Genomic DNA, 25,155 nt, shown 5'->3' with positions numbered 1-25,155 from the left:
CTCTTACAGTTTATTAATTTCATTACTAAGATTTTCAATAAATCCATTAATTAAATTAGACACACTATCTAAAGATTCAACTTTTTTATCTAAATTAGAGATAGTTAGACTATTAATTGAATTGTGAATTACATTCATCATATTTATTTTTAACTGAGCCATAGCTCTTTCGTCAAAAATAGGTTTATCAATAAAATTAATTAAACCTTGAAGATTGCCAAGAACATTTTCAATAGCCGCTTGAAATTTTTCATCACTCTCTGTCTTCTTAGGTTCTTCAGATGAAATTTGAGATTCGACACTGAATAATTGGCTACAAGCTGTATTTAATTTAATTCTTATATTCTCAATACTCTCTTTATAGATAAGATCATTACTATTGCTGGAAGCAGAAAAACCTATTTCAGCGAGTGTGTTTACTTCAAATAAACTAGTTATAATATTTTGTATTGCTTCATAGATAGGATTTTCTTTTATTGCCTGAGATCCTATATTAAGTGATTCTTCGAGCTCTTTGGTTAAATTACTTAAATTGCGTGAACTCTGCTCATCTAAAATATCTTTTTTAGTTACTTTATATTTATCTTGTAGTTCCTCTAAATATATTAAATCACTATTACTATGCTCAATTATATCCTTAACATTATCTTGTAGTTCATCTAAATATATTAAATCACTATTACTATGCTCAATTATACCTTTAAAATTACCTTCTAACACACCAAAACTAGATATCCGATCGCTCTGAAGCTTTTGTTCCAATTCAGTATTATCAAAATCAGTTTCTTCATCTGAATTAATTGAGGTATCAAAATCACTTAAACTATCCAAATCCTCTAAATCTGTTGATGTTGATACATCTACTAATATTGGTGCCTCTGTTGATGTTGGTGCCTCTGTTGATGTTGGTGCCTCTGTTCGTTTACTTTCATAAAACTCATTCATGTATTTAGGTATCCATGCATCTTTAATTTGATGGAAAAAACTATCGACTTTATTTCCTTTGTTACCTTCACCAAGAATAATGCTCATGATATTGAGTAGATTATTTAGCATTACCTTATTAAAACAAGCATTCATTATTTTAGGATCATTCACTAATAATAAAACTAAAAAGTTAATTTTAGAAAGAAACTTTTCTCTATTTTCACTTGTAGAAAATTTAGATAAAATATTTCCTTTTTCTCTTTCATCTAAAAAAGCTGATTCAAATTGATAGGTCGAAATAATTTCATTATATATTTTTTTAATATCACTTCCTTTTACTCGTCCGAGTCTTTCTTTTAAAATATTTTCAAATACGTCTGCAATTTTTTTTTCAGTTTCATCATTGGACTTTCGACAAAAATATTCTGCTCGTTGTAATTCATTTAAATAATTAAAAAAACTATATCTATCTTTAAACTTACTATTTTCATTTTTAATAAGAGTAATAAATAAATCTATTTTTTCCCTTTCTTTCAGTAAACTATCACTCAGCTTAGTCATATCGATTAATTTTTGATTTAATTCATTCTTTTCTTCTTTTAAATCAGAATTTTGCTCTACTTCCAAATCATTTTTCAAAGCTATATTATTATTTTCTTTTTCTAAATTTAGATTATTTAAATCAATATTATTTTTATTTAATTTCTCCTGTAATAAACTGATAGTTTCTTGGCATTTTTCAACATTTTCCTTTCTATTTGAAATACCTATCCTACCGGTTTGACTTACAAATAATAATGTTGACAATCTTTTTATTCCACTAAATATTTTTTTAACTAAATTAAACTCAATTTCTGTATTTGAAATTTTTTTTATATTTTTCGTAATAGTTAAATTGTCGTTATTGAAAAAATCACGCTTAGTTGAAAACGAAACTTTCCTCTCAAAATTACTTATATTATTTAAATCGATCATATCTTATCTCCCATCTATTAAAATCAGCTATAACATATTTTATTCCTTTTATTTTTTTCGATTTATAAAAATCACACAATAATAATCAGCAAACTACTTTCAATAAAAATACGACATATTATAAGACTCAAAAAATAGAAATAAAAAAAGATATCAAGAAGTGATATCTTTTTTTTAAGTTTATTTATTTTTTAGCAATAGCTAATAATGAAAGATTACTACTCTTTTAAATCGTTATACACAGTCGCTCTTGAAACACCAAGATATTGTGCGGTAATTTCCATTGCCTTACGCAATGAAAGATAACCTTCATCCTGTAGACACAATAGCAATTCACGTCGTTGATGGGGTTTTAATGCTCTTGGTGTCACTGAATAAGTCGCAGAAAATTCATCGATACGTTTTTTCAGCGAGTCTTCAGTCACTGAACTAAAGGTTTCAATAATGTCATTACCTTCTTCAAGGGTTGCAAATTGGTTAAGTACCATTTGTAATCCTTTGATCATTGAAATATCAATATTTAAACATAACGCAGCAACGTAATTGCCTTGCTTATCCTTAATACCGATAGAGGTACTTTTTGCTGTCCTACCATCAGGGAACTGATTTGGGTAATTCGCCACTATTTGAGGGAAATTTGACGATTCAATACGCGCCATTCCCAACTCAGTTGCTCTATCCCCCACTTTTCTACCTGATAGGTTATTTTCAATGACCATAATGGTATTTTCACTATCGGTTAGATCATGAAGTACAACTTCACAAAAAGGCGATAATGTTTTACCAATGCCTTGTGCAATAAATTGTAGTTGTTCTACCAGCCACTCTTGGTCTTCTGTTTTGTGTGACATAACGATCCCTGCAATAGCTAAAACGTAAATGATTTATACAATTTTAACCGATTTATTCAAATAATTAATCGTTATCTGCGGGATAATCAGATTTTGCCTGATTTAGGATAGCTTTTGCCATCCATTGAGTCATATCAATGACCTGTTGATCATCCATTTTCCAGATATCTTTCATTACCAAAAAGACTTCTGACCCGTAAATCAAAGAGAACGATTTAATAACCTTATCCCACATTTCTTGGGGATAGTGTGATTTTAATGGTTCAATAACTTTGAGTAAAATTTCTTTACGGTGACCGCGAATAAATCGTTTTTCTGCATATTCACTTGATTGCCTCTCTTTTGCCCATTGCTGTAATGAGACTTGCAATGCACCACGCAATGCGCCTTCATGTTTAAACATTTGCGGATAGGCAAGATTGAGCAACTCAGTAATGCGTTGTTGCGTATTATCTTCGGGAGTGGGTGTCCATGCAATGATCGGTGCTAAACTTGCATCAACAGTAGCACTAATTAAATCACTTTGTGTGGGAAAATAACGATACGCGGTTGCTCTAGAAACACCGGCATGTGCTGCTAATTCCGACACTGTCGGTAACATTCCTTGCTCAAAAAGACCCAATGCTGTTGTCACCAATAATTGATAGGTTCTTTTTCGTGTACCGGACATTGCATCCGTTTCATCACTGTAACTCATAGAAGATCCTTCGTTATTTCTACACTTTTATATGTCTGGCTTATCTTAAGCTAAATATTCACAATACTTGACGTTTACTTTAGGTGATCAATCGAACCTTATCGACCTTTTATATACAAAAAATAAAAATAATGAGACAAGAGTCTCAAAACGATGCTATGATAAATGAAACTCAAGTCTCATTATGATTATAATCTATTCGTCGATAATCATAAAAGGTATGGGAAGGCTTATGAAACAGTATTCTGGTTCTATTTATATTGCCACAACGCTTGATACTAAAAGTGCTGAAATTTTTTATGTCAGTGATTTAATTAAAAAAGCAGGCCTTCCTGTTAAAACCGTTGACTTGACAACCAAACCCACCGCATTAGCTCGAGAAGCTGATGTCTCCGCAACAGAAGTTGCACGCTTTCACCCAAATGGCGAAGAAGCTGTATTTTGTGGCGATAGAGGGAAAGCAATAGAAGCGATGTCTATCGCATTTGAACACTATTTAACCCACTGTGATGATGTCTTAGCCATTCTTGGGCTAGGCGGATCAGGGGGAACGGCACTGATTACACCAGCAATGCAATCTCTGCCAATTGGTGTACCTAAATTGATGGTATCGACGATGGCGTCTGGTGATATTTCAGGCTATATCGGTGCAAGTGATATCTCAATGATGTACTCCGTCACAGATGTATCCGGCTTAAATCGAATCTCTCGCAAAGTATTAAGAAATGCAGCGAATCAAATAGCTGGCGCTGTTTATTTTTACCAAGAAGAGCATGTTGTTGATAAGCCCGCGGTAGCACTGACTATGTTTGGTGTCACCACACCTTGTGTACAACAACTCACACAAAAACTTGAAAATAATTATGACTGCCTTGTTTTTCATGCAACAGGAAGTGGCGGTAAAGCCATGGAAAAACTGGCAGACAGTCACTTACTTCATAGCGTGCTCGATCTAACAACAACAGAAGTGTGTGATTACTTGTTTGACGGTGTGCTTGCTTGTGATGAAGACCGTTTTGGCGCAATCGCCCGTACCAAAACTCCTTATATAGGTTCTTGTGGTGCATTAGATATGGTGAACTTCGGTCGCCCATCAAGTGTTCCTGAGAAATATAAAGGACGTCAATTTTATCATCACAATGCACAAGTCACCTTAATGCGCACAACACCAGAGGAAAACCGCCAATTAGGTGTCTGGATCGCTGAGAAACTCAATCAGTGTGAAGGTCCATTGCGGTTTGTATTACCACAGGGCGGTTTTTCAGCTCTGGATATTGAAGGGGGTCCTTTTTGGGATCCAAAAGCAAATCAAGCATTTTTTGATGCATTTATAACAACATTTAAAGAGACAGAGACTCGTCAGTTAGTCATCAGTCCTTATCACATAAACTCCGCTGAGTTTACTCAGCAAATTTATGATTTACACCAGGAACTTATTTGTTAACCACGGAGAAAGAAGAATGACTCATTCACGTGAAACGTTACTAAAAAAATTCAATGAAATGATTGCACGCCATGAACCCATTATTGGAGGTGGTGCAGGTACAGGACTTTCAGCTAAGTGTGAAGAAGCCGGTGGTATTGACCTTATTGTTATTTATAACTCTGGTCGTTATCGTATGGCTGGTCGCGGCTCTTTAGCGGGTTTATTAGCTTATGGTAACGCTAATGAAATCGTTATGGATATGGCAAAAGAAGTATTACCCGTTGTTAAACATACACCTGTGCTTGCTGGTGTTAACGGTACAGATCCTTTCTGCAACTTTGATAAATTTTTAGATGAAGTTAAAGCAACAGGGTTTGCTGGCGTACAAAATTTCCCAACAGTAGGTCTAATTGATGGTAATTTCCGCGCTAACTTAGAAGAAACAGGTATGGGTTATGGACTTGAAGTGGATATGATCCGCAAAGCCCATGAAAAAGGTTTATTAACCACACCTTATGTCTTTAGCCGTGAAGATGCGATTGCAATGACTGAGGCTGGCGCAGATATTATTGTCCCTCATATGGGGTTAACAACGGGTGGTAATATTGGTGCTGAAACAGCATTAACATTAGCGGACTGTGTTCCTTTAATTAATGACTGGGCAAAAGCCGCTAAAGCTGTGCGTTCTGATGTTATTGTGCTTTGTCATGGTGGCCCAATTGCAACGCCAGAAGATGCCCAATATATCTTAGATAATTGCCCTGACTGCCATGGTTTCTATGGTGCAAGTTCAATGGAACGCTTACCAACAGAAGTGGCATTAACCGCAACAACTAAAAAATTTAAAAGTATTAAACGCTAATTCAAAATCATCAAGTTTGCCTAAGCGTTAATCCATATTGCCCACTTTATGTGGGCAATATTTTATGCAGAAGCTCCTAATTAAAATTAGACCAATTTTGCAATTAATGTATTTAAATCACCAGCTAAGAAATCAACGGGTGGAATTTCAATAACGGTATAAGCACCTGCACGTTGTTTCATACTTGCTCTTGCGGCAGAGACCATAAATTGAGAGGTCAATGCAGGGTTGTTAATACGCATTGAATATTCAAATAATTGATTATGAGTTTTACCTGATACCCCTTTATGGATCATATGAACGCCATGCCCAACATCTTTTAAACTATCGACACAATCAACTTGCTTAATATGGGTTTCATCAGAAGAGAAATAGCTATCAGCTTTAATAGCCTGCTCTACTTGATTAAAATTCACCCCTGCTTCCAATTCCACGTAAACCATACGACGATGAACCCCCGTACCTAATGGAATAGTCATTGAAAGTGCATCTTTTACCCCCTCAATGGCCTTAGCCGCAACGCTGTGCCCCATACTCATTCCTGGCCCAAAGTTAGTATAAGTTATCCCTTTTGGCGCCATCGCTAACATTAAAGTACGAATAATAGAATCTGAGCCTGGATCCCATCCCGCAGAAATTACCGCTACACGGTCATGCTTTTTCGCAACTTCATCTAATTCTGTTTTTAATGACACAATTTCACTATGAACATCAAAACTATCTACTGTATTAATGCCTAAGCTTAAAATAGATTTTGCTAACTCTTTAATCGCGCGTGTCGGTGAACATAAGAGCGCAACATCAACATTACCTAATGTTTTGATATCGTTAGTCACGGTAATATTATGCAGTTCTTCTGGAATATTATTGATATCACGACGAACAACACCTATTAATTCAAAATCTTGAGCAGCTTGAACAGCCTCTAATGCAAATCGACCAATATTGCCATAACCTACAATGGCCACTTTTATTTTAGTATTCATTAATTCCCCTGACTTTAACGTTAATCATCTCTTAATGATAATAGTGATTAGTTATCAACGAATAAACCATATAAATATCTTTTTTGCCAGATAAACATTATTTGCTCTATTACCTTATAAATAAACCTTGTAGAATTCCCTATCTTCCTACGCGTTATATTAATAATATCGATTTCACACTGTTTTTAAGAAGGTTTTCAATGCATCAGTCTGATGTAGCGGATCGCTCGCTTTTTTCCCTTAGTTGGCCAATATTTATAGATATATTCCTACATCTAGCCACTCTTTTAATTAATACCTATATGGTAAGCCACGTTTCTACCGCTTACTTGGCAGCAATGGGTGTAGGTAACCAAGTCTTTGACCTTTTTATCACTATCTTTAGCTTTATTAGTGTGGGCTGTAGTGTTGTTATTGCACAATATTTAGGTGCAGGTAAAAGAGAAAAAGCCAGCCAAGCGATTCATATTTCTATCGCTTTTAACTCTTTGCTGGGTATTAGTAGCGCTTTGATCATTCTTTTCTTTGGCTACAATATTTTGCATCTTATGAATACGCCTGAGCATTTAGTGCAAGATGGCTACAATTATCTACATATTATTGGCATTTGCCTTATTCCTGAGGCAATTTCAATTATTCTTGCAGCTTGTCTGAGAGTTTATGGCAAATCTAAAGCGGCTATGTATGTCACCTTGATTGCCAATATTGTTACCGTTATTGGTAATATGATTGTGCTTTACGGTTTCTTTGGTTTACCGCAATACGGATTAGTCGGTGTTGCTTGGTCTACAGTTGTCGGTCGTATTATTGCCGTTATTTTACTGTGTGGATTACTGTTCTACGGTTTACGTATTAAATTCGAAGCCAAACAACTCGTGGTGTGGTCTAAAAATATGTTAGGGAAAATCCTACATATTGGTTTGCCAGCAGCAGGAGAAAACTTGGTTTGGATTTTACATTATATGACTGCGTCCGCCTTTATTGGATTAATGGGTGAAGTCCCTCTTGCAGCACAAACTCTCTATTTCCAACTGTCATTATTTTTAATGCTCTTTGGCATTGCGATTAGCATTGGTAATGAAATATTAGTGGGTCACTTAGTCGGTGCAAAACGCTTTGATGATGCTTTTGCTAGAGGCTGGAAAAGCTTAAAGACAGGCGTGATATTTACGGTTGGAGTTGTTATTGTTTATTGGTTTATGCGTGATCCTATTCTGTATTCCATTACAGAAGATCAACGCATTATTGACCAATTGATCCCGCTGTTTATTTTATCGGTCTTTTTAGAACCAGGTCGTACTTTTAATATCGTAATGGTAAATGCCTTACGTGCGGCAGGTGATGCTAAATTCCCACTGATGACAGCAATTTGTTTTATGTGGGGTGTGGCTATTCCGATTGGTTATTTCCTCGGTATTAAGATGGAAATGGGCTTAATTGGTATCTGGATTGGCTTCCTTTGTGATGAGTGGCTACGTGGCTTAACTAACGCATGGCGTTGGCGCTCTCGCAGATGGCAAACTAAGCGATTGGATATTTAAATAATAATACAATAAGCCCTGCAATATAGATAAAGTGCAGGGCTACAAAATATATACCTTTATTTAATTATAAATCTATGTCTTGGTAAATAGATTGTAATTGATAATCAATCTTATTATATAAATCAACCTTATCATGTTTTTTTATCATATTATTTATCTCTAAAGAATAAATAAGATATTCAATAATGCACTTTGTAAATTTTCTATTTTCATTAATAACAAACAATTCAATCGGTATATCATTTAGTCTATCAGATAAGAAATTAAATATATTTTTTTTCAATTGACTTTTATCAACTATTATTTCAGATAATTGCTCACAAAATTTCTTTGAATCAACTTCTTTAGATTTTAATATTTCTTGCAAGATTTTAAACATACTCTAATCTGACAACTCAATTTTATTAAATATATTTTCTTTATTTATTTTTTTAATACTTCCCTCAATGGTATTCTTTATAGAATTATATTTACTTTCTTTTTCTTGAATATTTTCACCTTTACCACTACGTATTAAACCTCTTAAAAAGTTTAAATATTTCATTAATTCACTTCTTTCTAAAATAGTGCTCAAAAAACAAATTATTTCATCCTTATCAATAATATCATCACACAAAACCTCTATTATATCGACATATAATTTATCTTTTTGAAATTCATTTAATTTTTCAACTTTAGAAAAATCCTCAATAAAGAATTCATCTTGATTATTCGCAGAATATTTATTAAAAATATAAGAATATAAAAAAAGATAACTTATAATACAATCTTTTAAAATTTCATTTCCTTTAATATCCTTATAGTGTAATGTTGAAATTTCATTTATACACTGAAGCATAAAATATTTAAAAATCTGACTGTTTATATTTTTTTCTAAAAATAAATTCGGATTTTTATTTAAAATAATCAGCAAGTTATCTTTTGATACTTTCAGTTTACTCTCAGTAAAAATACATACCAAATGCTCAGCAAGCTCTAATTTAATTTTCTCTAGTGAAATTTTTTCTCTATCTATATTTATAGGTGGTAGACTTGATTTTTCTTTATTCTTGTTACTTTTTATTTTTGATTTTTGTTCAATTTCCAACTCATAATGATTATCTAATTCAATATAATCATTATAATCATCTTCTATATTATTATTTTTCTTCATATCTTGACAGATGTTTTTTTTATTCATATTAAGATAAATAGACTCTGGCTCTATTTGTATACTTATAGATTTGTTATTTAAACTTTCAGTGACAATAAGCTCATTTGACGTATTTTTTATTAAAGATATTTTATTAAGATCTTTATTTGATGTATTATCTTTTGAAATTTCAGCGATTGTTTCCGCCCCTATTCTTATACTGCTAGCAAACATAATTATCATCCTATTAGTTTAACATAGGAACTATTCTATATTTTGTTTTCTCTTCTTCTTTCATTTATCCACCATCTATATAATTGATTAATTTTGCGAATACATTAAACTAATTCTTATAAAGAATATTTTCAACAGTATTATTAATACTTTCTTTTAAAAAGAATTTATAGCTATCAATAGTTCCAAAATTAGATTTTATTTTATCGTCTGAATTTAATAGGCTATCTGCTATTGATTCTAAAAAATTATTTTTAGAATTCTCTAAAGATATTTTATTACCAGAAAATAAAATCCATTTAGAATGAAATTCTAATTCTTTCTTAAACTCTGTAATTTTTTCTTTCTCTAATTCAGGTATTTCCTTCAAGAAGGAGATAATATCATTAATAATGCTTGCTTTTATTTCATCACTTTTTATTTTTCTTTGGGCTTCGGATAATTGTTTATCAAAAACTTCCTCGTTTTCTTTTTTATCTGTTTTTTCCTTGTTATCTAATTTTACAGGAGTGCTTTCACCCTGATTGTTCTTATTTTCAACATTAGAAATATTTTTTCTCAATCCTAAAAAATCATTTTTTATGTTAATGGTTGGTTTTATAAAACTGATAATTGTATTATAACAACTTAATATTATTCCATTTAAAATATTTTTAATTTCTCTGCTTTTATTTTCAACATTTTTTATTGCTGAAAATGTGTTTCTAACCATATTATTTATATACATATATCCTCCTAATCGTTTTAGGAGAATTAAAACGTATATCATAATTAGCTTCTATCAATAAGTTATGTTTTTTTAATCATTATTTGCTAAAAGATTCATAAAAAAAGTCAATAAAATATAATTATTTAATAAAATAAAACATTAAAATAAGTAATGATTATTTTTATATTTTTAAAATATTTAATGTTTACAGTGCTTTTTCCATGATTAAGATCACAGAAAAACGTTTCTATAAGTTAAATACAATAACCTCACCCACAAAAAACACTATTTTTTAATAAATAAAAAACCAAAAATTAAACAATAATTAACATTAAAAATTTATTGTAAAAATAATAATTTTTCTATAATTCCCTATTGTTTTTTTTATGATACAAGTAAGTGTTAGTCTTTTCTAATAAATGAAATAAGTAAGTATTAATACAGAGAATACAATTAAAAACATAATGGAGTATTGTTATGAATCTCGTTGAACGGTTTATTTCTTATACAAAAGTTAACACCACCACAAATAGGGAAAATGGCGCAGCTGGTATTATGCCTTCTTCTGAAGGTCAGCGAGTCCTCGCTCTACAATTAGTCGAAGAGTTAAAAGTGTTAGGTGTTGAAGATATCAAAATTCGTGATACTGCGATTGTTACCGCAACACTGCCTTCTAATCTTGATTATGAAGTTCCAACAGTTGCTTTCTTTGGCCATTTAGATACCAGTGCTGAACAAACTAATGATACTAAAGCGCAAATCCTACCTTATAAAGGTGGCGATCTTTGCTTAAATAAAGAATTTGAGATCTTTTTACGTCAAAGCGAGTTTCCTGAATTAGAAAACTATATTGGTGACGATATTATCGTAACCGATGGTACTAGCTTATTAGGCGCTGACGATAAAGCAGCTATCGCCTCAATTATGGATATGTTGCAGTACTTTAAACAACATCCTGAAGTTAAACACGGTACGGTTAAAATTGGTTTTGTACCCGATGAAGAACAAGGTTTACGTGGTGCAAAAGTCTTTGATACTAAAGAATTCGGTGCTGATTTTGCCTATACCTTAGATTGCTGTGGTATTGGTGAATTAGTGTATGAAAACTGGAATGCGGGTGATGTTGAAATCACCTTTACAGGTGCATCTGCTCACCCAATGTCAGCAAAAGGTAAATTAAAAAATTCACTGTTAATGGCGCACAAATTTGTTGCCATGTTACCGGGTGGTGAAGCACCTGAATATACCGAAGGCCGTGAAGGTTATTATTGGGTCAAACAATTAGCAGGTAATAGTGCCCGTACTGTATTAAAAATGGATGTGCGTGATTTCACCGAAAAAGGTTATGCACAACGCATGGCATTTTTAAAACAACTTTCCGATTATTGTGAAGGTTTATGGGGTGAAGGCTCTGTAGCTTGTAAACTTGCTGACCGTTATGCCAACGTCTTTAATAGCCTGCAAGGTGATAATCGTTATCCTATCGATATTGCTGTGGCTGCTTATGAAGCGAATGGTATTACACCTCGCCCAATTCCAATGCGTGGTGGTTATGATGGCGCAGCACTCTCTCAAAATGGACTACCTTGCCCTAATATCTTTACTGGAGCTCATAACTTCCACTCTATTTATGAATATCTACCCGTTAAATCGCTTTACGCTGCCAGTGATGTCTTAAAATCTGTCGTTAAGATCACGGCTGAGCGCTTTGCACCTAGAGCTAAAGCATAATCCAAATTCTTGCGGTCTTAATTGTCGTTGTTATTGTCGCTAGAATGATCTTGAAAGGATATAAAGCAGAACCTATTTTGTTAGTTGCGGGTTTAGCATAAAAAAGCACCCTTTAATTCGGACTAAAAGAGTCCAACTTTTGGGGTGCGGTTCACTGTCGGGCGAGGCTTCCCACTTCTCAGGCCACAACCGTCTGTGTGACGGATTTACGCGGGCCTCCATGGGCAGAAACGGCGAGTCCCGCCACTTGTAATTTCAGTATGCCCTTGCGTTCGTTGAACTTATTCCACAAATTGCCCATAGCATGGGTGTAAACCCAATTGCCATGATTTTACCAATGCAACAAGCATCACATATGGGACGAGGTATGTCTCCAGTGGCAGGTGTTATCATTGCAGTATCTAGTGGCGCGAAATTACAACCATTTGATGTTGTAAAAAGGACTGCAATACCGCTTATGGTAGGTTTTGTATTCCACAGTGCTATTATTGATAAATATAGTTGAAGCAATATCTGTTGCTTCAGGTTATTTTCAAATAATAAACATATTAAAAATAGGCAAAGATATTTTATTGTTATTTTCATAAATAAAAACTAATTATCTATTTTTATAAACATATATTTAATTACTTATTTTAAAAAAAACATTAAATATATCATTATGAAAATATTAACAAAAGAATAAAGCATTATTCTTATACACTGAAAAAAAATGAGCCTATTATCTGCTTTGTTAAAATAAAAATGTGATATTGAAAATATTCATTCATTATTTTTATTTTAACGATTCCGAGTTAGCCCACATTAAGTATGATGATTATACTAGCAATAGAATTGTGTATTCGTTCTATTGCCTTTTTATTTAATTTTATCGTCAATTTTAAATTATCTTATTTATCTTCATTTTTTATCTTCCTTAATATATACATTAGATACAAAACCTCCCTTCTTTAGCACTCATAAATTACATTAAAGAGTCAAAACGTTTGCCTTTATTTTATGTGGAAAAAATTACCAATACAGAAGCTATAAAGGGTAATATTTTCTCAAAATTTGTACAATGTTAGTAAATTCAGAAAAAACTTTCTCCAATAAATTCAGTATGATGAGGGTATTAAAAATAGAATAACCCTTTGAATTCTCATACTGTTTATTGGATACATGCAATGAAAGAACAATTATCTTCTCGTTGGAAAATATTGATAGCAGCAGTTAAGCAACAAGTTAAACCCGCTTTAGGTTGTACAGAACCTATCTCGCTTGCATTAGCGGCTGCAACAGCAGCAAGTTACTTACAACACGCTATTACCCGCATTAATGCAGAAGTTTCTCCCAATTTAATGAAAAATGGTATGGGCGTAACTGTACCGGGTACGGGCATGGTGGGATTATCCATCGCCGCAAGCTTGGGTGCTGTTGGGGGTGATTGTAAAGCAGGTCTTGAAGTATTAAAGAATGCAACGCCAGCTCACATTGAACAAAGTAAAGCACTATTAACTGCTGGTATTGTGAATGTTTCAATTAAAAAAGCGTGCCAAGAAGTTCTATATAGTGAAGTGACTGTTGAAGATGGTGAAAATAGCGCAACAGTAATTATTGCCGGTAATCACACTAATATCGTCAAAATTATTCATAACGGTCATGTTGTTCTTGATAACACTTGCAATGGTGCAGAACAATCTGCATCACCTTGTGAAATTAAAGAAACGTTAACCCAAACTAATACCCAAGAAATTTACCAGTTTGTAACTCAAACTCCAGTAGAAGAAATTTCTTTTATCCTTGAGTCAGCACACTTAAATGATGCGTTATCAAAAGAAGGTTTGAACAATACTTATGGTTTACATATTGGGCAAACTTTACAACGCCAGCAACAGCGTGGCTTATTAGCAAAAGATTTATTATCAGAAATCATGATCCGTACTTCTGCAGCATCTGATGCACGTATGGGTGGTGCCGTTTTACCCGCAATGAGTAACTCAGGCTCAGGTAACCAAGGTATTGCCGCAACGATGCCTGTTGTGGTAGTTGCTGAATATTTACAAGTTGGCGAAGAAAAAATGGCAAGAGCACTAATGCTTTCCCATTTACTGGCAATCTATATTCACCATAAGTTTCCGGCTCTATCTGCGTTATGCGCAGCAACAACTGCATCAATGGGCGCTGCTGGCGCAATTGCATGGCTAATGGATGAACGTTACGAATCTATGGCTATGGCAATTAGTAGCATGATTGGTGATATCAGCGGTGTGATTTGTGATGGCGCTTCTAATAGCTGTGCGATGAAAGTCTCAACTGGAGCGAGTGCGGCTTATAAAGCTGTATTGATGGCTCTAGATAACACTTATGTGACAGGTAATGACGGTATTGTCGCTCATGACGTTGATTCTACAATTGAAAACCTATGTGCATTAGCAAGCCGTGCCATGCAACATACCGATGTTCAAATTATTGAGATTATGGAATATAAAGCCGTTGCCAATGGCTAATTTGAGCGTTTAAAAAAACACCCCATAATGTTGGTTATTATGGGGTGAAACATAAGATCCTAGGAACAGGATCCTCCTCAAGTCAGGAGCTTATCAATATTCGTTACTGCTATTTACGGCAACTACGGTTCAATTACTACGGTTACTGCTCTACTTCTTACTACTTTCTAACACTCACTACAGGGTATTCGGTTAATGAGCCTTTTCTTCTGTGCTAGGCATCAATGCATCAAAACTGGCTCTTATCTCTTGTTCTGGTAATTGAATACCAATAAAAACCAATGTACTTTGACGAGTTTCATCTTCATGCCACGGTCTATCCCAATCAGCACTATAAAGACGTTGTACACCTTGGAATAACAAACGATTAGGGTGGTCTTTAATATTTAATATCCCTTTATAACGCAAAAGATTATCAGCGAAACTTAATAGTAATTTTTCCATTACGTCTGAAACTTCTTGTAACTCAACGGGATAATCAAATTTTAGTACAATCGAATTGATATCATCTTGCTTATTAGCCTGATAACGGAATAGAGGCTGTTTTACATCGAGATTATCGTTCAACATAAAACCTTTTACGTTAAACAGTAATCTTAAATCAATTTGTCCATGAATAACGGTATGCACAGGTGCTCTGGCATTAATACGTCTTAGTCGTGCCATTAGTTCAGGAGAGGCTGGTGCAACATCTGTTTTCGTTAATAAGATGCGATCTGCATAACCAATTTGTGATTGCGCAATCGTAAATTGATCCAGTTGTTGCTGAGCGTGAACATTATCAACAAGCGTGATAATGCCATCTAATAAGTAACGCTGGCAGATAATTTCATGAGAAAAGAATGTTTGGCTAATAGGACCGGGATCAGCCATGCCTGTACATTCAATCACTAATCTATCAAACTCGATTTCACCGCGATCCAAACTGTCACATAAGTCTAATAGTGTGTCTTCTAATTCATTTGATTTGCTACAACAAATACAACCATTGGTCAGTGTTTTTATTTGGGTGGCTCTATCACCAATGATTTCATCATCAATCGGTACTTCACCAAATTCATTTTCAATAACAGCAATTTTATAGCCATGCTCTTCATTAAGCATATGACGTAAAAGTGTTGTTTTTCCTGATCCTAAAAAACCGGTCAGTATTGTCACTGCAATAGGTTCCATCATTTATCTCCTTTACGGATCATTAGCAACAGCGAAAACCGCCTTTACCATCACCACCGCCATAACGGGCTTCCTGACGCTCACGGAAAAACTCGTTATAGGTCATAACAGGCTTATCTGGATGGTTATCTTTCATGTGTTGCACATAATTATCGTAATCAGGAATACCTATTAGCATACGTGCTGCTTGTCCTAGATATTTTCCAGCTTGTCCTAAATTACCAAACATAAGTTTCTCCTAAGCCCCGCACTGGCAAGCCAGCACGGGGGTTAACCTAACTACCTAAAATTAGTGACCTGAGGACACTTTTACATCTTTTGGCATAGGAACATATGGTGTTTCTTGTGCTGTTTCTTCTGGGTTTTTACGCGCTTTCATTGCGGTACGGAATCCGTAGAAAATGATGCTGTAAACAACCACTAAGAACAGAATACTTAAGCCCGCATTCGTGTAGTTGTTAATTACAATATGATTCATATTGGTAATTTCAGCCGCAGTTAAGTCGGCACCACCCGCTAAGATCTTCGCTTTGTACTCATTTGCTAAGTAGAAGAAACCTTCCATTTGTGGGTCATCACTGAGAAGTTTCAGACCTAATGCCCATGTTGTACAAATTAATAACCATACTGCTGGAATAACCGTTACCCAGATATATTTAGTACGTTTCATCTTAATTAAGATAACAGTACCTAATACCAGAGCAACCGCCGCTAACATTTGGTTTGAAATACCAAACAGTGGCCACAAGCTCTTAACACCGCCTAATGGGTCAACAACACCTTGATATAACAGATATCCCCATAAACCTACGCAACCCGCTGTACCAATAACACCTGGAATGAACGAGTTTGTTTTCTTCAGGTAAGGGATAAAGTTACCTAACAAATCTTGGAACATAAAGCGGCCAGAACGAGTACCTGCATCTAACGCTGTTAAAATAAAGAGCGCTTCAAACAGGATACCAAAGTGATACCAGAAGCCCATATCCGCAGCAGGAATGATTTTATGGAATACCATTGCAATACCAACTGCTAAGGTAGGCGCACCACCAGCACGGTTTAATACAGAAGGCTCACCAATATCTTTCGCCGTTTGTAGAATCTCTTCTGGCGAAATAACAAAGCCCCATGAACTAACCGTTGCAGCAGTATGTACAGTAACTTCTCTCAACTGTTCCATAATAACTGCTGTATTTTCACCACCTAATTCATGAAGGTTTGGCATAGTAATACCTAAACCTGCTGGCGGTGTATTCATTGCAAAATACAGACCTGGTTCAATAATAGAAGCCGCAACTAACGCCATGATTGCAACGAATGATTCCATTAACATTGCACCATAACCAATGAAACGTGCATCCATTTCATTTGCGATAAGCTTAGGTGTTGTACCTGAAGCAATCAGGGCATGGAAACCAGAAACAGCACCACAAGCGATAGTGATAAATAAGAATGGGAATAAAGCTCCTTTCCATAATGGACCTGTACCATCGATATATTGAGTAACCGCTGGCATTTTCAGTTCAGGGTTTAGGATAACAATACCAATTGCTAAACCAACGATAACCCCAATTTTCAGGAACGTCGCTAAGTAGTCTCGAGGTGCAAGGATCAACCAAACCGGTAGTAACGCAGAAACGAAAGCATAACCGATAAGACCAAAGGTGATAGTTGTATCTTTAAAGGTTAGTGCTGGTCCCCAGAATGGGTCGTGAGCAATAACACCACCAAACCAAATCGCAGCAATCAGTAATACAATACCGATAACAGAGACTTCACCGACACGGCCTGGGCGGATATAGCGCATGTAAATACCCATAAACAGGGCAATTGGTACTGTTGAACAAACAGTGAACACACCCCATGGGCTTTCTGCTAATGCTTTAACAACGATAAGTGCAAGCACTGCAAGAATGATGATCATGATAAGGAAACAGCCGAATAAAGCGATAGTACCCGGAATAGGACCCATCTCTTTCTTTATCATCTCACCAAGTGAATTACCATTACGGCGTGTTGAAATAAACAACACCATAAAGTCTTGTACTGCACCAGCAAGCACAACTCCAGCTAATAACCAAAGTGTACCTGGCAAATATCCCATCTGTGCAGCAAGTACTGGCCCCACTAGAGGACCTGCACCCGCGATAGCAGCAAAGTGGTGACCAAATAAAACATAACGGTTAGTCGGAACATAGTTCAAACCGTCATTGTTAACAACTGAAGGTGTTGCTCTAGTTGGATCAAGTTTCATCACTTTTTGAGCAATGTAAAGACTGTAATAACGATAAGCAACTAAATAAACGGCAACAGAAGCAACAACTATCCATAGTGCACTGACGTGTTCACCACGGCGAAGTGCAACCACTGAAAGACAAAAAGCACCAATAATCCCGAGGATCACCCAAGGTACGTGCTTTAAAAATGCATTTTTGTTCATGAGACACCTTTTTTTCAGGCAAGACCGAACAGCCAAAGAGTAATGCGGGACAGCAGAGAATGATTTGAGCGAATCTGAGAAATAACTGCCCGCAGATACATAATAAGAATTCTTACACAGGAATGGTGTGACTAAATCTCTTAGCGGTTATATAACGAATTAAGCGGTCTGTTTTCTCAGTTAAGTGGTTCTGTTATTTTTAAATGGTGATTTTTTTGTGATCTAGATAACAATTTTATGACTTTCAATAAGTTAGAAAATTTCCAAATAGAAGAAAACCTCCTTTTCTCTAACAAAAAAGGAGGTTTTTTATAACATTATTTAATTGAATGGTAATTATTGGCTAAATTGAACTGATATCAAAAGTACATTACCTTTTCGAGTAGGTGAACCATTAAAACGCCATTGATATGCTGCATCAATAACAGCATTATCTATGCTCATATCTCCACTACTAGATTTCAATAACACCACGGTAGGAACACCTTGAGGATCAACATCAAGTTGTAAGATCATATCTCCTGTTTTAGGTGCGGGATCAGGTGCATTCACTTTTGGTAGTGGCTGATTACTGCCTTTGATATTCGCTGATGAGAAATCAATACTAAATGTCCGATTTGATTGCTCAATTTTATCGGTATTCAAAGATGAACGAACAACTTTGCTATTCGGATCTGATGCCGGTATTGCACGTTGAGCTAACTGAATTTGAGTTAAGTCATCACTGAGATAATCATCAGAAGGCTTAACTTCAACACCTTCAGGTAAATAACGCATATCCATTCTTGCTCGTAAGGTTTGATAGCGCTCTAAACGAGCCCCCTCAAGTGTATTTATCACCATTCTCATTTCTAGCATTTGCATTAAAGAACTAATACTCTCTTTCGATTTTTGCTGTGCAGCTTTCGCAAATGCACCTGCGGCAATTTCTGGATCTTCATCAAGCCATGTTATTCCCCAACCTAACCAAATATCTTCACGCTCAGGATCTAATGCAATAGCTTGTTCAAAATGAGTACGCGCTTTCAATAATAAAGTTTGCCAATATTCTTTATCTTGCGGATAAATATTAGGTGATCTAGCTAAGTTGTTAGTTCCCACGTTGTAATACTGCAACTCAAAACGCGCAACCATTCTAACAACATCATCATTATCTTGATTCATAACGAGTTTTTCATTTAAAAAGCGAATACTGTTATCCCAATTTTCATGATTATTCTCGCCATTAGGCAATGTCTGCAACTCTTTTAAGATTGCTTGTAACGTTGCACGCTTTTCTTGCTGTTTTTGCGATAATCTAGGGTAATAAGAAGCATAAGGATCATAGCTAGAGCGAGTTACTTCTCTTTCATCGTTTAATTCTGGCGCTTGTTTTTTCAATTCTGAATAATCATTTTCGGTAAGTATTATCCCTTTAGCTTCTTGTCTTGCGTAAGCTTTAACCAGTTTTATCAATGTTGATTGCAGCTTAACAGCATACTCTTTCCAACCAAGGCGAGTGCTTTCAAAACGCACTGTTACACGTTGGCGATATCCGTCTTTATTTGGCATAAAACGCCAATGACGAGCAGCACTCACAGCTTGATCATCGAAAGCATCAACACCACTACTGTTTTGCACCCAAAGCCCTGAAATACGCCCTTGAGGATCAACATCAACGGATAAAATAACTTCTGCGCTAGGGATATATCTTCTGATGGTTGGATAACGGATCTCAGTTAAGTTTTTCACTTCATTAGGTGATTCAACAATCACTTCTCCGGGATACTCTTTTCCCATCATTGATTGCATTTCAAGATAAGTGGTTAAATCATTATTAATTGCATTACTCACTGGTAATCGCTGATTAGCAAGCTTAGTGACTTCTTCTGGTGGTGTACTGTTTTGTCGATAAAAACGATCTTCGATAACACGCGCTTGCAATATTTGATAAATCTGGCGCTGATTTTCAGTAAGCTCTGAAATTGCTTTTTTCAACAATTGTTGTACTGAAATATCATTATGCCCTTGCTTAGCCTGTTTCAACGTATCAGCCACCATTAAAGCTAACATCGCTTTTTCAATCTGAGCATCGGGAGAGCGATGAGCAATATAAGTCAATGCTAAAACTTGCCATGCCTCAGGTGATAAGGGGGCAACAGCAATAACATTAATACCTGATTGCGTTAATTGAGCATCATGACTATTTGAAAGGGAAGCTAATGCCTGAGCAACCATAATCTCAGGTTGATTTAATAGCCAGTCGCCATAAAAATTGAGTGTTTTTAAAGCGTCCGCACGTTCTGGTGTTCCTTTTGTATGAATTAAATAAGCTTCTTTCGCTTTTGTCGCAGCAGCCACATCATCACTAAAATAATCTAATCCCGGTAAAGCTATTCGTGCTTTTTCAATAGCGTTAATAGATGCCAATGCTTTAGCTTGATTAGACCGAATAATTTTACGAATATCATCTTCACTATTAACAACAAAATAATGAAAATTTTGCCATTCAGATTGTTCGATATTTTGTAAAACAAAACGACGACGATCTTCTAATTCATTCTTTGGGATCACCGAAAATGACACACCTAGCGCCATTAAAAGCACTAGCCCTCCGCCAAATAAATAGTAAATATTTTTAGCTCTCCACGATTGCAATAACATAACAATCGTCATAATGAGAGAGCCTAGCCATAATCCCAGTAAGAAATTACGCTCATCAAAGCGAACTGATGCGGGGAGAATTTTACTATTAAAACCATCAATCAAGCTAAAGGTTGAAACTAGGAAGGCTGGCAACCAAAAAGGGAACAGTAACGTTATAACGCCAATAATAATGAGGATCAGCTTTATTCTTTTTTTCATATTATTTTCCCTAAACTATGGCTTTCTTTTCAAAATATGCATTGAAGGGAAAACAAAAATAACTAACAAGATAATGGCTGAAACCATTAAAAACACCACACTCAACATTGTTATTAGTATTTGTTCAATATAATCCGCTTTGATTAAATCCGATACCCAATTGGAGCCTAACCCACTACTTATACCCTGCGGAATAAAACTCATCAGCAATAATCCAAATATCACAGGAACCAACATGGCAATTGCGGTATGTAAAATAACCCTAGGAACTTTGCTTATTGCTTGTTTTATAGCAATAAAAATCGCAGGAGGCTGTCGCGGTTTAGGCGGAGCTGTGCGTCTTGTCGCTTGTCTAACAGTAGCATTTTGTACTCTGGTTTGACCTACCTGCTCTCGTTGCGTTTCATTTTGTTTTTGAGTCGTTGCAACTTGTTGTAATTGAGCTTGTCTTGCACATGCAGCACAGGCTTTACCCGCAAAATGCTGGTGGTTTTTATCTTTCTGACAAACCAACATTTGCTGCTTTTCAGGTTGTGCATATTCATAAAGCGCCGTAGCCCATGTTTTGGCGCTTGGTCTTAATGAAGGCGCACCAGAAAACGCTTTATCAAAGAGTGTTCTTAATGTATCGGGTAATTGTTTATGTCCACTCGCCACACTAGGTGTAATTAAATTATGCGCTTTTACACCATAACCGTAAAAACGCCCAGCAATACGCCTTGGAATATCCGTAGGTACAGTGTCGTTTTTAGGGCGACCACTAAAAGGATGAATACCAAAATTAAGCAATTGGAAAATAATTACCGCTAAGGCAAATCGGTCTTGCCACTCTTCCTCTGCTTCAGGAATAGTTTGCTTGGCTTGAAATTCTGGCGCTAAATATTCGACGGTAAATTGTCCTGCGGGATAACGTGTATTCTCACCTTGAATACTAAATCCATCACAATCTAGAAGAGACATATACAAACTTGATTTATAAAACCGCAAATTCAGCGGTTTCATATCAATAATGCGATGCCCTTGTTGGTGTAAAGCATCAATCAATGAACAAAGGTTATATGCGAGACTAACTTTCGCCCCCATTCCCGTAGGTAACCCATGAGCTTTGGCTTGGCGTTCTTGAAGAATGTATTCCAACTCAATAGTATTTTTGACATCAAGTTCAGGCATAACAAAGCCAACAAATTGCTTTTGGCTATTGTATAAACGAGCTTGGGGCCATGCGAGTTGGATAATAGGAGTATCGTTAACAGAGACCGGCTTTAATGCAGGTTCTAATTTCTGCATCGCCGTGATCTTTTTCAGATAATAGGCTTTATCAATTTTGTCATGATAAACTTTTGAAACTTGGAAAGGCGCGTTATTAATATGGCTAACGCTACCTGCACCACCGCTTTTTATCAAATTACCTATTTGATAAATCTTGCCGTTTTCATCTTGTAGTTGCGTAGATACTGGCTGAGCTATCCCTTTTTTTCTCGCTTTTACCACAACTCTTCATCCCTGATGCAAATAACTAAGGTTTTATCATCACCTGTGATTGAATGTGTTCGAGGATCAGCTAAAGTCCCTGCTAACGCCTCACTTCCGCTATCTTCTGAAACTGTTTTTAAATAACGGATCACGGGGGTAATAAACGGTTCATAAAGGGCATCACACGCTTTATTCATAGCAAAAGGCTGTACACCATCAGACATCAGAATAACTTGTTTTACTGGTTTATTTAGGGGAATAACGCGCAAGTGTGCTTCCCAATTTTCTGATGTCACAAACCAAGTTTGATTCGCATATTCTCCGTTTTCTGGCTGTGATACATAACTTGTATCATCGCAGTATTCCACCACAGCAATACCATCACCCAAATGGAACAAATAGCCACTATCATCACCAACCCAACATGCAACCAGTGTTGATGCATATTCATTAAGCGCACACTGTTTTATTTCTGCATATTCGGCGAGCTGGAGGCGAATATCTTCAATAAGTTGCTTAGCCCCTTGTGTTATCTGTTTTTCGGTTAACAAATCAATATTTGGCCACTCTGTAATTCGTAGCGTAAATAACCGAGCAACAAGCTGAGCACCTTGTTCACTATAGCGAGAAGAGCCAGCTCCATCACAAACCGCAGCAATAAGATATTCACCTTTGCGACGAATAAAATAAGCATCCTGACAGGGAATTTGACGTTCTTGATGGGCTATGCCTGTCGCAGATGCCCCATAAGCTAACCAATCATTCATCAAACAGGTACACTCGCCCAAGAATCAGTTGAAGGTAATTGTGCAGTGCCACCCGGTGTAGATTGAGAAACCACCTGCATACTGGCACTTAGCCATAAGAACAATTCTTTAAATTGCAGTCCTTTAAGCATTTTCACACCATTAACACCATTACGGCTAAAGCTCCCCATGACTTCCGCTGATGCACCATCAACCATTATAGGAAATACCGCTGTTTTTTGACTTTCTTCGGCTTGGCGACAAAGCTGTGCAGCCTGTTCCCATTGATCTGTAGGAATACCATCAGACATTAAAAACAACCAAGGACGAGTATAAGCAACACCTGCTTGTTTAAAGCGCTGTTTTTCAGCTTCAATCTCTTCAAGCGCTAGCGTAATGGCTTGCCCCATAGGCGTTGTACCATTTGCTTCTAAAACAGGTGCCGTAAAGTCCATTGCATCTTTCCAATCACCATGAACTGTACATTGGTCATATCCACCATATTCAATCACTAAAATACGCACACGTTTTGCCGCAATAACGTCATTTTTTAGTTCTTGTTCTAGTAGCTTAAGGCCTTCATTTAGTTGTTGAATAGGCTGTCCATACATACTACCAGAGCTATCTAATACTAAGATCAGTGGGGTTCTTTGTTCACTATTATCAACCAAGGCTACGTCAGGGATCATAAGATGCTCCATCATTCAGTTATTATTTTTCATGATAATGATTAATGTAACATAAAGACAAGAAATTCATCAGAAAGAAAAAAGCAATGAATTGAAGATAAAGATATATCTAATAAAAATCTTGCCTTAAAGCTCATTAAGCTAGTTTTTGGCTAAATCTGAGATACTTTTCGAGCTTTTAGATGAAAAAAAAACACCTCATTACATAAAGTAAAAAGGTGCTTTTTAATAAATTATTTATGATGTTAATAGTGGATTTTTTGGCGTCCAGCGATAGAGTGCGAAAGCGTTGTACCATCGACCATTTCAAGCTCACCGCCCACGGGTACTCCATGAGCAATTCGGCTAGCCGCAATATCATACTGAGCACAAATTTCAGCAATGTAATTGGCTGTAGCTTCACCTTCAACGGTCGGGTTTGTAGCCAAGATCACTTCTGAAATAGTCTCTTGGCTTAAGCGTTCTTCAAGTCTATCTAAACCAATATCCATAGGCCCAATACCATCTAAAGGGGATAAATGCCCCATTAAAACAAAGTATCGACCCGCAAACTGCCCTGTCTGCTCGATAGCATGAATATCCGCAGGACTTTCGACAACACAAATTTGCCCATTTTGCTGACGACGAACATTGGCACAGATGGTGCAACGCTCTTCTTCAGTAAAGGTTCGGCAATCACAACAATGACCAATTTCAGACATTGCACGCGTGAGTGCTTGTGCAAGTCGCATACCACCGCTTCTATCACGTTGAAGCAGTTGGAATGCCATTCGTTGCGCTGATTTAGGCCCGACACCGGGTAAACAACGCAACGCTTCCATTAATGATTCAAGAAGTGGGCTGGTTTGCATTAGAATGGCATCTTAAAGCCTGGTGGTAATTGCATACCATTAGAAACAGAGGCCATTCTCTCTTTTTGTGTTTCATCAATACGACGCGCAGCATCATTAAAGGCAGCAGCAATTAGATCTTCCAGCATCTCTTTGTCATCTTCTAGCAGGCTAGGATCGATTTCAACGCGACGGCAATTATGAGCACCATTGATAGTGATCTTAACTAAGCCAGCGCCAGATTCACCGGTCACTTCTAAGTTTGCGATCTCTTCTTGCATTTGTTGCATTTTTTCTTGCATTTGTTGGGCTTGCTTCATCAGATTACCCAAACCACCTTTTCCGAACATAATTGTCTCTCTTTGTAAAAGCCACACAGTATGAAGTCATACAACAT

Annotated in this window: 21 protein-coding genes and 2 pseudogenes; 6 read left to right on the top strand and 17 right to left on the bottom strand. The window is 36.0% G+C overall.

Annotated elements, in window-relative coordinates:
• Positions 1 to 3: 3 nt before the first annotated feature.
• From C0T34_RS13555 to C0T34_RS13545, 3 genes are all read right to left on the bottom strand, one after another.
• On the bottom strand, positions 4 to 1,902 hold the full coding sequence (locus tag C0T34_RS13555; RefSeq protein WP_109850310.1) for a hypothetical protein: 1,899 nt from the start codon (positions 1,900 to 1,902) through the stop codon (positions 4 to 6).
• A gap of 218 nt (positions 1,903 to 2,120) precedes the next feature.
• The gene (locus tag C0T34_RS13550; RefSeq protein WP_075674283.1) at positions 2,121 to 2,753 is read right to left on the bottom strand and encodes a PAS domain-containing protein; all 633 of its coding nucleotides are present in this window, start codon (positions 2,751 to 2,753) and stop codon (positions 2,121 to 2,123) included.
• 64 nt (positions 2,754 to 2,817) lie between these two features.
• On the bottom strand, positions 2,818 to 3,450 hold the full coding sequence (locus C0T34_RS13545; protein ID WP_098941068.1) for a TetR/AcrR family transcriptional regulator: 633 nt from the start codon (positions 3,448 to 3,450) through the stop codon (positions 2,818 to 2,820).
• A gap of 232 nt (positions 3,451 to 3,682) precedes the next feature.
• Here C0T34_RS13545 and C0T34_RS13540 point away from each other — a divergent pair, with 232 nt between their 5' ends.
• Both C0T34_RS13540 and C0T34_RS13535 read left to right on the top strand, forming a co-directional pair.
• Entirely contained in the window at positions 3,683 to 4,894 is a 1,212-nt protein-coding gene (locus tag C0T34_RS13540) for a Tm-1-like ATP-binding domain-containing protein (RefSeq protein WP_098941069.1), read from the top strand.
• A 16-nt stretch (positions 4,895 to 4,910) separates the two neighbouring features.
• Entirely contained in the window at positions 4,911 to 5,738 is an 828-nt protein-coding gene (locus C0T34_RS13535; RefSeq protein ID WP_098941071.1) for a phosphoenolpyruvate hydrolase family protein, read from the top strand.
• A gap of 86 nt (positions 5,739 to 5,824) precedes the next feature.
• Here C0T34_RS13535 and C0T34_RS13530 read toward each other — a convergent pair whose 3' ends face one another.
• Positions 5,825 to 6,724 carry a diaminopimelate dehydrogenase gene (locus C0T34_RS13530; protein WP_098941072.1) on the bottom strand — a complete coding sequence of 300 codons (900 nt, stop codon included), beginning with the start codon at positions 6,722 to 6,724 and terminating at the stop codon, positions 5,825 to 5,827.
• A gap of 200 nt (positions 6,725 to 6,924) precedes the next feature.
• Between C0T34_RS13530 and C0T34_RS13525 the strand changes: the two genes are divergently transcribed.
• On the top strand, positions 6,925 to 8,265 hold the full coding sequence (locus tag C0T34_RS13525; RefSeq protein ID WP_098941073.1) for an MATE family efflux transporter: 1,341 nt from the start codon (positions 6,925 to 6,927) through the stop codon (positions 8,263 to 8,265).
• A gap of 67 nt (positions 8,266 to 8,332) precedes the next feature.
• On the opposite strand, the gene C0T34_RS13520 is transcribed toward C0T34_RS13525, so the two are convergent.
• The 3 genes from C0T34_RS13520 to C0T34_RS13510 form a co-directional block, all read right to left on the bottom strand.
• The gene (locus C0T34_RS13520; protein ID WP_109850309.1) at positions 8,333 to 8,647 is read right to left on the bottom strand and encodes a hypothetical protein; all 315 of its coding nucleotides are present in this window, start codon (positions 8,645 to 8,647) and stop codon (positions 8,333 to 8,335) included.
• 3 nt (positions 8,648 to 8,650) lie between these two features.
• Positions 8,651 to 9,634: a hypothetical protein gene (locus C0T34_RS13515; RefSeq protein WP_109850308.1), complete on the bottom strand. Its 984-nt coding sequence runs from the start codon at positions 9,632 to 9,634 to the stop codon at positions 8,651 to 8,653.
• A gap of 109 nt (positions 9,635 to 9,743) precedes the next feature.
• Complete coding sequence (locus C0T34_RS13510; RefSeq protein WP_098941076.1) at positions 9,744 to 10,361, bottom strand: hypothetical protein; 618 nt, start codon at positions 10,359 to 10,361, stop codon at positions 9,744 to 9,746.
• A gap of 459 nt (positions 10,362 to 10,820) precedes the next feature.
• Here C0T34_RS13510 and pepT point away from each other — a divergent pair, with 459 nt between their 5' ends.
• On the top strand, positions 10,821 to 12,074 hold the full coding sequence (gene pepT, locus C0T34_RS13505) for a peptidase T (protein ID WP_109850307.1): 1,254 nt from the start codon (positions 10,821 to 10,823) through the stop codon (positions 12,072 to 12,074).
• 178 nt (positions 12,075 to 12,252) lie between these two features.
• Here the strand turns inward: pepT and C0T34_RS13500 are convergent.
• Positions 12,253 to 12,348: pseudogene (locus tag C0T34_RS13500) on the bottom strand (transposase); the annotation flags it as partial.
• Here C0T34_RS13500 and C0T34_RS13495 point away from each other — a divergent pair.
• Together C0T34_RS13495 and C0T34_RS13490 are read left to right on the top strand one after the other, a co-directional pair.
• Positions 12,340 to 12,579 (top strand): annotated as a pseudogene (locus tag C0T34_RS13495) (C4-dicarboxylate ABC transporter); the annotation flags it as partial. The pseudogenes C0T34_RS13500 and C0T34_RS13495 overlap by 9 nt on opposite strands.
• 661 nt (positions 12,580 to 13,240) lie before the next feature.
• Positions 13,241 to 14,563, top strand: a complete 1,323-nt coding sequence (locus tag C0T34_RS13490) for an L-serine ammonia-lyase, iron-sulfur-dependent, subunit alpha (RefSeq protein WP_098941080.1) — start codon at positions 13,241 to 13,243, stop codon at positions 14,561 to 14,563.
• 192 nt (positions 14,564 to 14,755) lie between these two features.
• On the opposite strand, the gene yjiA is transcribed toward C0T34_RS13490, so the two are convergent.
• The 9 genes from yjiA to C0T34_RS13445 form a co-directional block, all read right to left on the bottom strand.
• Positions 14,756 to 15,736: a GTPase gene (gene yjiA / locus C0T34_RS13485; protein WP_109850306.1), complete on the bottom strand. Its 981-nt coding sequence runs from the start codon at positions 15,734 to 15,736 to the stop codon at positions 14,756 to 14,758.
• 22 nt (positions 15,737 to 15,758) lie between these two features.
• Positions 15,759 to 15,965 carry a YbdD/YjiX family protein gene (locus tag C0T34_RS13480; RefSeq protein WP_004245057.1) on the bottom strand — a complete coding sequence of 69 codons (207 nt, stop codon included), beginning with the start codon at positions 15,963 to 15,965 and terminating at the stop codon, positions 15,759 to 15,761.
• 60 nt (positions 15,966 to 16,025) lie between these two features.
• Positions 16,026 to 18,176, bottom strand: coding sequence for a carbon starvation CstA family protein (locus C0T34_RS13475; RefSeq protein ID WP_098941082.1), 2,151 nt, complete (start codon positions 18,174 to 18,176; stop codon positions 16,026 to 16,028).
• Between the two features lie 336 nt (positions 18,177 to 18,512).
• Positions 18,513 to 21,020: an energy transducer TonB gene (locus tag C0T34_RS13470; protein WP_109850305.1), complete on the bottom strand. Its 2,508-nt coding sequence runs from the start codon at positions 21,018 to 21,020 to the stop codon at positions 18,513 to 18,515.
• Between the two features lie 15 nt (positions 21,021 to 21,035).
• Positions 21,036 to 22,511, bottom strand: a complete 1,476-nt coding sequence (locus C0T34_RS13465; RefSeq protein ID WP_109850304.1) for a DNA-binding protein — start codon at positions 22,509 to 22,511, stop codon at positions 21,036 to 21,038.
• On the bottom strand, positions 22,505 to 23,260 hold the full coding sequence (locus C0T34_RS13460; RefSeq protein ID WP_098941087.1) for a PP2C family serine/threonine-protein phosphatase: 756 nt from the start codon (positions 23,258 to 23,260) through the stop codon (positions 22,505 to 22,507). Before C0T34_RS13460 ends, C0T34_RS13465 begins: the two co-directional genes overlap by 7 nt.
• Complete coding sequence (locus C0T34_RS13455; RefSeq protein WP_226892329.1) at positions 23,260 to 23,928, bottom strand: VWA domain-containing protein; 669 nt, start codon at positions 23,926 to 23,928, stop codon at positions 23,260 to 23,262. Before C0T34_RS13455 ends, C0T34_RS13460 begins: the two co-directional genes overlap by 1 nt.
• A 245-nt stretch (positions 23,929 to 24,173) precedes the next feature.
• On the bottom strand, positions 24,174 to 24,779 hold the full coding sequence (recR, locus tag C0T34_RS13450; protein ID WP_069368552.1) for a recombination mediator RecR: 606 nt from the start codon (positions 24,777 to 24,779) through the stop codon (positions 24,174 to 24,176).
• Positions 24,779 to 25,108, bottom strand: coding sequence for a YbaB/EbfC family nucleoid-associated protein (locus tag C0T34_RS13445; RefSeq protein ID WP_023580840.1), 330 nt, complete (start codon positions 25,106 to 25,108; stop codon positions 24,779 to 24,781). The genes recR and C0T34_RS13445 overlap by 1 nt, the downstream gene beginning before the upstream one ends.
• Between the last annotated feature and the right edge of the window lie 47 nt (positions 25,109 to 25,155).

Source organism: Proteus sp. CA142267 (assembly GCF_003336825.1).
Taxonomy (GTDB): Bacteria; Pseudomonadota; Gammaproteobacteria; order Enterobacterales; family Enterobacteriaceae; genus Proteus; species Proteus terrae.
Note: the sequence above shows the minus strand (reverse complement) of the source record. Positions and strands in the feature narration are given on the sequence as shown.

Bases quoted from the DNA above. Each gene is read 5' to 3' on its own strand.
- C0T34_RS13555 (WP_109850310.1), bottom strand. From the start codon at position 1,902: ATGATCGATTTAAATAATATAAGTAATTTTGAGAGGAAAGTTTCGTTT.
- C0T34_RS13550 (WP_075674283.1), bottom strand. From the start codon at position 2,753: ATGTCACACAAAACAGAAGACCAAGAGTGGCTGGTAGAACAACTACAA.
- C0T34_RS13545 (WP_098941068.1), bottom strand. From the start codon at position 3,450: ATGAGTTACAGTGATGAAACGGATGCAATGTCCGGTACACGAAAAAGA.
- C0T34_RS13540 (WP_098941069.1), top strand. From the start codon at position 3,683: ATGAAACAGTATTCTGGTTCTATTTATATTGCCACAACGCTTGATACT.
- C0T34_RS13535 (WP_098941071.1), top strand. From the start codon at position 4,911: ATGACTCATTCACGTGAAACGTTACTAAAAAAATTCAATGAAATGATT.
- C0T34_RS13530 (WP_098941072.1), bottom strand. From the start codon at position 6,724: ATGAATACTAAAATAAAAGTGGCCATTGTAGGTTATGGCAATATTGGT.
- C0T34_RS13525 (WP_098941073.1), top strand. From the start codon at position 6,925: ATGCATCAGTCTGATGTAGCGGATCGCTCGCTTTTTTCCCTTAGTTGG.
- C0T34_RS13520 (WP_109850309.1), bottom strand. From the start codon at position 8,647: ATGTTTAAAATCTTGCAAGAAATATTAAAATCTAAAGAAGTTGATTCA.
- C0T34_RS13515 (WP_109850308.1), bottom strand. From the start codon at position 9,634: ATGTTTGCTAGCAGTATAAGAATAGGGGCGGAAACAATCGCTGAAATT.
- C0T34_RS13510 (WP_098941076.1), bottom strand. From the start codon at position 10,361: ATGTATATAAATAATATGGTTAGAAACACATTTTCAGCAATAAAAAAT.
- pepT (WP_109850307.1), top strand. From the start codon at position 10,821: ATGAATCTCGTTGAACGGTTTATTTCTTATACAAAAGTTAACACCACC.
- C0T34_RS13490 (WP_098941080.1), top strand. From the start codon at position 13,241: ATGAAAGAACAATTATCTTCTCGTTGGAAAATATTGATAGCAGCAGTT.
- yjiA (WP_109850306.1), bottom strand. From the start codon at position 15,736: ATGGAACCTATTGCAGTGACAATACTGACCGGTTTTTTAGGATCAGGA.
- C0T34_RS13480 (WP_004245057.1), bottom strand. From the start codon at position 15,965: ATGTTTGGTAATTTAGGACAAGCTGGAAAATATCTAGGACAAGCAGCA.
- C0T34_RS13475 (WP_098941082.1), bottom strand. From the start codon at position 18,176: ATGAACAAAAATGCATTTTTAAAGCACGTACCTTGGGTGATCCTCGGG.
- C0T34_RS13470 (WP_109850305.1), bottom strand. From the start codon at position 21,020: ATGAAAAAAAGAATAAAGCTGATCCTCATTATTATTGGCGTTATAACG.
- C0T34_RS13460 (WP_098941087.1), bottom strand. From the start codon at position 23,260: ATGAATGATTGGTTAGCTTATGGGGCATCTGCGACAGGCATAGCCCAT.
- C0T34_RS13455 (WP_226892329.1), bottom strand. From the start codon at position 23,928: ATGATCCCTGACGTAGCCTTGGTTGATAATAGTGAACAAAGAACCCCA.
- recR (WP_069368552.1), bottom strand. From the start codon at position 24,779: ATGCAAACCAGCCCACTTCTTGAATCATTAATGGAAGCGTTGCGTTGT.
- C0T34_RS13445 (WP_023580840.1), bottom strand. From the start codon at position 25,108: ATGTTCGGAAAAGGTGGTTTGGGTAATCTGATGAAGCAAGCCCAACAA.